5 protein-coding genes are annotated in these 4,611 nt (G+C 74.3%); all 5 read right to left on the bottom strand.

Annotated elements, in window-relative coordinates:
- Positions 1–551: 551 nt before the first annotated feature.
- From ACTIDRAF_RS0221020 to ACTIDRAF_RS30255, 5 genes are read right to left on the bottom strand one after another with little or no spacing between them, the layout of a single operon-like run.
- The gene (locus ACTIDRAF_RS0221020) at positions 552–1,223 is read right to left on the bottom strand and encodes a hypothetical protein (RefSeq protein WP_016700691.1); all 672 of its coding nucleotides are present in this window, start codon (positions 1,221–1,223) and stop codon (positions 552–554) included.
- Positions 1,224–1,259: 36 nt separating this feature from the next.
- Complete coding sequence (locus tag ACTIDRAF_RS0221015) at positions 1,260–1,997, bottom strand: hypothetical protein (RefSeq protein ID WP_157163180.1); 738 nt, start codon at positions 1,995–1,997, stop codon at positions 1,260–1,262.
- A complete protein-coding gene (locus ACTIDRAF_RS0221010; RefSeq protein ID WP_016700689.1) occupies positions 1,991–3,130 on the bottom strand; it encodes a WXG100 family type VII secretion target in 1,140 nt (379 codons plus the stop codon). Before ACTIDRAF_RS0221010 ends, ACTIDRAF_RS0221015 begins: the two co-directional genes overlap by 7 nt.
- On the bottom strand, positions 3,127–3,459 hold the full coding sequence (locus tag ACTIDRAF_RS32185) for a hypothetical protein (RefSeq protein ID WP_016700688.1): 333 nt from the start codon (positions 3,457–3,459) through the stop codon (positions 3,127–3,129). The genes ACTIDRAF_RS0221010 and ACTIDRAF_RS32185 overlap by 4 nt, the downstream gene beginning before the upstream one ends.
- 8 nt (positions 3,460–3,467) lie before the next feature.
- Positions 3,468–3,908: a YbaB/EbfC family nucleoid-associated protein gene (locus ACTIDRAF_RS30255; RefSeq protein WP_016700687.1), complete on the bottom strand. Its 441-nt coding sequence runs from the start codon at positions 3,906–3,908 to the stop codon at positions 3,468–3,470.
- Positions 3,909–4,611 lie beyond the last annotated feature (703 nt).

Here is a 4,611-nt window from a genome sequence, read left to right as displayed (position 1 = left end):
GGCTGAACCGGCGGCCGGGTGCCGTCCGGCGGTGAGCACCCGCCGTTCGTGCTGCTGCCGCGCGAGTGGTCGAGGCGCGTGGGCACGCGGAGAACCCAACGCCCGGGGGCCATCTCGAGCGACGCCCGGCCGCGCCGCGCGTCGGGTGTCGTACACGGCGTGGGCCGGTGATGTGCCGAGGGGAGGCGAAGGGCGCCTTTCGTCCGGCACCGAACCGGGTCCTGGACGTGCTGACCCCCGTGAGCAATGCCGTGCCGGCATCACGGCCGTCGAGTCGCAGGGGTGGTTCCCGCCCGGGTTCAGCGAACGACGAGCCGTGCCCTGCGCCCTGGTCGCGGAAGCCGAGTGGCGGAGTCACGGACCTGGCCGGACGCCCAGCCGGCAGCACGACACCGGAACGCGCTGCCCCGGCCCCTCCACGGGCGGTGATCCGGCGGTGGAGGCGCGCGTGGCACCGCACGGGGGTGGACCGGTGTGGTCGGATCGCTGGCACCCGTTTCGCGTCGACCGTGGTACTGCTGTCGTGGGGGCCGCCCACACCGGCCGCCCGATCACGGGTTCAGCCGGAGTGTCTCCACCAGCTGCTCGGGGTTCTCGTGGCGGACGAGCAGGGAGGAGCCGTCCGCGAAGGCGAACGCCAGGAACCACTCGGGAAGCGCGGTGCGGCCGAGCGGCACCGCCGACACCGTCCGGATCTCCGGGCGGACCACCTCGTGCAGGGTGACGACACCGCGCTCAGCAGTCCCGCCCCGCACCTGCCGCAGCAGACCGCCCAGGCGACCCCCGAACCCGGACTCCTGGCCGCTCGGGGCGGCGGGCGCCCGCTCGCCCCCCGCCACCTCGCCCGCCTCCACGAGCACCGCGACCCGGCGGTTGGACAGGGCGAGGCGGCAGCGTGGTCCGGCGTGGGTCAGCGCGTCGCCCAGGCGGACCGCGTGCTCGCCCGGGCTGCCCCCGGTGATCCATCCCCCCATCGCCGGGTCGTGGGCCCACTCGTCGTCCCACCACCTGCCAGTCGCCAGCGGGGCGGTGAGCGGGGGCGACGGGGTGCCCGGGTTGGCGCTGAGCGGGCTGGGTGTGGTGGGCCGGTGGGGCAGGTGGACGGAACCGGCGAGGGTCGCTCCCAGGTGCCCGGCCCCGCCGAGCACGGCGAGCAGCAGTTCACCCTGGTCGGCCCGGGTCCAGGTTCGGGACAACGCGCGTGCGGTGAGATCGCGGGACACCAGGGGGTTCCGTTCTGGTTCGGGGGATCGGGTGGGTCATTCGGGGGATCGGGTGGGGCAGGAGGACACGAGCGCGAGCATGCGGCGGGCCGTCGCCTCGGTCCCTCCCGGGGCGGCGAGTTCGAGCGCGGAACCGTCGTCGAGGACGACCCGCAGGTAGTGCGGGTGGACGCCGCTGCTGCCAGCACCCCGCCGCCTCGCCACCACCTCGGCCGACCGGATCCGGGCGGCGGGCAGCTCCACCCGTGCGGTGGCCGTCGGGAGGCTGGTGCGGAGCGCTGGGGCTGCCGCGTCCCCGTGCCCGAGGAGGCCGCTGCCGAGGCGCCGGGCCCGGTCGAACAGCCCGGTGTCGGACCCGGCGGGTGTCCCGCCGATGGACCCGGTCCCCTCGGTGTCGGGGGGCCGGAAGGAGAGCAGCGCCAACCGGGTCGAGGTGAGGAACCAGTGGTCGCCCGGGTCGAGGGTGTCCAGCCCGCCGAGGGCGGACACCGCGAGGCACCTCGGGCCCGGGCCGGTGACCAGGGTGGTGGGCACCTGGTCCGGGTCGGAGCTGAGGTTGTCGTTGCCGGAGAGGGCGTCCGCCAGCCCGAGGAGCGCGCCTCCCGCCGCGCCGCCGACGCTGCCGGAGGTCCTGGCGAGCCAGCCCCGCTGTGGAGCGCCGCGTTCGTCCAGGCCGGCGACGTCGAACCTCAGCCGGGCCCCGAGCGGGGTCGCGAGCCGGATGCGTTCGTCCGGTGCGCACCAGGTGTGCCGTGCCGCCAGCACTTCTACCACTGGAACCCCCGTTCCTGGGCGGCCTGTCGTTCCTCCGGGGAGGGTTCGGGCGTCGCCGCGTCGTGGGCGAGTTCGGCGCCCTGCTCGATCGCGGCCGAGGTGAGCTGGTCCCCGGCGGCGGCCATCGCCGCCCCGCTGGTCCTGGTCTGGCCACCGAGGGCGTTCCGCAGCACCGCTTCGCTGATGTTGGTGGCCAGCGCCTGGGTGCCCTCGACACCGGAGGAGAAGCGGTTGCCGGTGGTGGACGCGAGTGTGCTCCCGTCCGCCCTGGTGAAGATGTTGACCAGTGGATTCCCGTCGACACGCCGCATCGCGAACCGCTGGGCGGCGCCGCCGCTCCGCAACGCCCCTGCCTGGTTGATGAGGTCGCGGAAGGGGCCCCGCAGCCGGGTGAGCAGCGTCTCCAGCCTGCGCACCAGCTGTCCGATCTGCTGTTGCAGCCTGGTGACCCGCATGGTGAGCCGGACCCCGGTGCTCCCGACCTGGACGGTGGTGGTCACGTTGGCGGCGGCCACCGACGCCCCGGCGGTGATCCAGGACGCGGCGAGCGCGGCCAACCAGGACACGATCAGGCCGATGACCAGCTCGGTGATCAGCTGGATGGTGAACTCGACGAAGGCGTCGAACAGGTCGGCGACCAGGTCGAGGATCTGCCGCAGGTCGCGGACGTCGGCGGCGAGGGCGGCGACGCCGTCGGCGAACTCGGTGAACCGGGAGCGGAAGGCGTCCCCCGCCTCACCCCGCCAGGCGTCCTCCGTGGCCTCGGCACGTCGGCTCTCGGCCTCCGCGACCTCGTCCAGCCAGCGGGCGACCTCCTCCCAGCCCTCTCCGGTGGCCCGCATCTGCTCCGGATCACCGATCGCCCACTCGGCGATCTCGACGAGCGGGCTGAGCACGATGGACACCAGGAACCCGAGCCCGTTGCTCACCAGGGCCTGCCCAGGCGAGCGGATGGCCTCCAACAGTTCCAGGCGTCCGGTGATGGTCGCGGCGGTGATCTCGGGGGGCGTGGTCGCGTCCTGGAGGTCCTGGTACGCCCCGGACCACGAACTGCCCCGGGCCGCGGCCTGGTCGAACCACCCGCGCTGGTCCGCGTTCTCGTTCAGTTCCTCGAAGCTCGGCGGACCGGTCATCGTCCACCACCCGGGAGGGCGTCCCCGATGGCGTCCAGAGCCCGGGTGAGGCCGTCGTCCACGCCGAGGTAGGTGGCGGCGCTCTCCCTGGTCATCTCGGCCCCGGTCCGCAGGAATCCGGCCGCCTGCGCGGCGAGCTCCTCGCACTCCTCGAGCGCGGAGTGGTACCCGGCGCTGAGGCGCAGCGCGTCCCCGATCGGGCCGAAGCACTGGTCGTCCACCCTGGCGCGGTCGAGGAGCGACGCCAGCGCCTCGAACTTGTCCGCGAGCTGCTCGCTACCGGCTCCGTGTGCCAGCAGCGCCTCCGGATCGACATCGAACCCGCTCACGCCGCCCCCTACCGCAGGAAGGTCTCGGGAGGGTCGTCGGACGGGGTGTCGGCGGGGTCGCCCCGTGGCGCCGGCGGTGGCCCCTCGTCGGTCCGGGAGGCCGGGACGTCGCCCGCGGAGGACACCGCCTCCCGGACGCGCTGGGCGTCCGCGCCGAGGACGGGATCGACCATCTCCTCCAGCCGGCCGGCGGCGTCGCGGGTCGCCGCGCGCACGGTCTGGAGGATCTCCTGTTGCAGAGCCACGTGGTTCCGGCCGGCGGCGGCCGGGGAGAGGCGGAGGTCGACGAGCGCTCCGGAAGGGGTGACGGTCGCCGTCACCACGCCCCCGGAGCTGGTGGCGACTCCTCGAACTCCGCTCAACCGCTGGCCGAGTTCCGTGACCTGCCGTGCGCGTTCCTCGAACGATCGCAAGAGGTGTCGTACCCGGTCGGACGCGTCTGAGGTCATGCCGACCCCTCCGTGGAGTGTTGGCGTGCGCGGTGATCGGACGCGCTTCCAGTCAACCAGGAGGTGGGAGCCGTGCGGATCCACTGACCGGGTGCACCACGGCACCTGTTCGGTGGCGGCGGCCGGCGATGTGCTCCGCCGGTGGGGCAGGGGACCGAGGCGCCCTAGCCCGGACGGCCCTGTCCGCGCGACGCCGGAAGCGCCCGACGGGCCGACCGGGCCGTGTGCTCCGGTGCGTGCCCAGGCACCAGGACCGCCGTACTGATCCGTTCGGGTGAAGATCACCGGTGGGGCGTCATCCCTCCGGTGGCCCGTGCTCCCGGCCCACGGAGGAGGCGGTGATCATGTCCATGATGAGTGCCACTGTGATCGGGATCATAATGAGTTGGTGGGTGGTGACCTTGGTCTGCCCGCTGGCGCGGCACGTGCGTCGATCGCGGCGACGTCGTCGCGTCGTGGACCAGGTGCGCTGCGAGTTACGCGCCTACCGCCGGGGCGGGGCGGGTCCACGGGTGGGAGCCTCGGACGTCGAGGTGGAGCCGGAGCGCGGGGTCGGGCGGAGGCCGGCTGCCTGAGCCCCTCGGGGTGAGGGGGTGTGCCGGGGCCACCCGGGGTGGCCCCGGCCGGGGTCGAGGGCGGTCGAGGGCACCTGGCCTGTCGGGACCGGACGCCGTCGGCGGGCCGCCGTCCTCGCCGCCAAGTC

The organism is Actinoalloteichus spitiensis RMV-1378, assembly GCF_000239155.1.
GTDB classification, from domain to species: domain Bacteria; phylum Actinomycetota; class Actinomycetes; order Mycobacteriales; family Pseudonocardiaceae; genus Actinoalloteichus_B; species Actinoalloteichus_B spitiensis.
This window is presented reverse-complemented; position numbering and strand designations above follow the sequence as displayed.

What these genes read in the sequence shown, in the direction of transcription:
- ACTIDRAF_RS0221010 (WP_016700689.1), bottom strand. Translation starts at nt 3,130, where the DNA reads ATGACCGGTCCGCCGAGCTTCGAGGAACTGAACGAGAACGCGGACCAG.
- ACTIDRAF_RS30255 (WP_016700687.1), bottom strand. Translation starts at nt 3,908, where the DNA reads ATGACCTCAGACGCGTCCGACCGGGTACGACACCTCTTGCGATCGTTC.